Below are 386 nucleotides of genomic sequence, written 5' to 3'. Positions count from 1 at the left end.
GGGGGGGGCTGCACATCCTGCCCCGCGGCGCCCGGACCGGGGCCCCGCAGGCCCAGGGTCCCAGGTCCGAGTTTCAGTTCGGCATTGCCGCCGTGCCCCAGCCCATCCGCAATTGCGGAGAGCTGATCGGCGGCCTCTAGGCGTGAAAGGGAACTCTTCTGCTCGAACTTGAGGTCCTTCACGGCTGTCTCCTATCCGCTGTCTCCTCTCCGCCACGACCAGCGGGAACAGCGGGATCACCGGGTAAGGCTCATTGTGACGCCGTACCGGAGGTCGGGCATCCCGGGACGCTCCCGCACGCATGGGCCGTCACTGCGGCGTCATCCGGTTGAAGGCGAGGGCGAGGACGTCGCGCCACTGCATCGGGGGACCGGCCGCCGGAGCGC

The 386-nt window shown here is 69.7% G+C and carries 1 protein-coding gene; it reads right to left on the bottom strand.

The features are described 5' to 3' along the window. The coding region (locus tag ADK54_RS47525; protein WP_234392102.1) for an amphi-Trp domain-containing protein at positions 1-182 on the bottom strand (182 nt) is incomplete at its 3' end. Positions 183-386 lie beyond the last annotated feature (204 nt).

The organism is Streptomyces sp. WM6378 (genome assembly GCF_001279695.1).
Lineage (GTDB): Bacteria > Actinomycetota > Actinomycetes > Streptomycetales > Streptomycetaceae > Streptomyces.
This window is presented reverse-complemented; position numbering and strand designations above follow the sequence as displayed.